At 51.8% G+C, this 1,435-nt stretch carries 1 protein-coding gene and 1 pseudogene; both read left to right on the plus strand.

The annotated features are described in order from the left end of the window. The first annotated feature begins 264 nt into the window (after nt 1-264). Nucleotides 265-912 (plus strand): annotated as a pseudogene (locus COO59_RS21420) (RNase A-like domain-containing protein). Between the two features lie 64 nt (nt 913-976). Next, on the plus strand, nt 977-1,237 hold the full coding sequence (locus tag COO59_RS20460; RefSeq protein ID WP_103061464.1) for a contact-dependent growth inhibition system immunity protein: 261 nt from the start codon (nt 977-979) through the stop codon (nt 1,235-1,237). The last annotated feature ends 198 nt before the right edge of the window (nt 1,238-1,435 follow it).

Genomic DNA, 1,435 nt, shown 5'->3' on the forward strand with positions numbered 1-1,435 from the left:
CGGGGGCATGGTAAGTGTTAACGTGTTGGTTGTTTTATATACAACACGTTGTTTTAAAACAGGCTTTATCTTAACAGGGAGCGTTATATGGATACAGAGTTACAATTTGCCGTATCGCCGGTGCAGCTGGCGACTGTGCTGGCCGACCGTACGGTAACGGAGGCGGAGGCGCTCAGCAACAGACTGCTGGGCGGGCTGGAGCTGGCAATGGGAACCGTTGAGCTAATCGGCGCTGTCGCGCTGTGCATCGCTCCCGATCCCTCGATGCTGACAAAAGCGGCGTGCGTGGTTACCGGCGCGCACAGCCTGGACAGCATCAACGCCGCAGGTAACCGTATTCTGACCGGACATGATACCCGCACGGCAACATTTCAACTCACCGAAAAGCTGGCTAAAGAGGCGGGCGCTGGCGACAGCACGGCCATGTATATCGGGTTGACCGCTGATATTGCCGTCCCGTCAGCGGCAGGGCTGGCGTGGGGCGTGTCGCGGATAAAATATGTTCGTGCAGGCACGCTGAAGCTGGCGGAGCATGAAGCAGTTAGCAGGGCGAGAATCGGCGGGCATACCCTTAAAAAGCACATTGCAAAAACTGACGAAGACCTCCTGGCGCGCCTTGCACAAAGCCGTGATGCACGCTCGGCAACGTCTTTTCACAGCGTGGAGCAGGCCTAAAAGTTTGTCAGTGCCGCATTGCGGGCTAACCGCGTTAAAATTATTCGTTGGGCTAATACGGGAAGAATAGAAAAGCCGTTAGAAATTACGTGGGATGCCGGTACAACAGTAGGCTATGGATTCCGCAAAGGAAGCCAGATTAAGTGGACTGTCAGTCGCGTTCGGGTAGTTTTAAAAGGACAAGAGTATCATGGCAAACCCTATTTTATTTTGACGACATATCCGTTATTAGATTAATGCTATGCGAAAATTACTGGATAAATTGAGAGTAAATGCGTTTAAAAGGAAAAATTCTTCTCTTATGACCCTGACGCAGACGTATTTTGGTCAGGATCGCGATATTTTCGGTGAAACCATTGAAGAAGTGGTTGATAGCTATTGCGAGAACGGAGAGAACGCAACGCGGTGGTTGAAAAATGAAATTACAGAGATGCTGAGAACGGAAGATGAGAGCGAGTTGACTGCACGCATGGAGCTGCTGGCCGAAAATCAGTTTAGTCCTGAACTGTGGGGCGAAACGTGGCGCAGCTTTCTGCTGCGTGTGCTGGCGGCGCTGCAATAGACTGATGGTAAAAAATCTATGAGTCTGCGAAAGCGGGCTTTTTTATATACTCGCTACGGTTTATCCTCGCACGCGTTTTGTCAGGAGCGGTGACAGGCAGATCGGGCGTTCGGGTACCGGCAGTTCGTTGCTGGCAACCGGTGCGCAGGCTGCAAAAACCAATTTAGGGGCATGACATGCAGGAGCGGGTAACCCGTT

This window comes from Mixta theicola (genome assembly GCF_002895925.1).
GTDB lineage: Bacteria > Pseudomonadota > Gammaproteobacteria > Enterobacterales > Enterobacteriaceae > Mixta > Mixta theicola.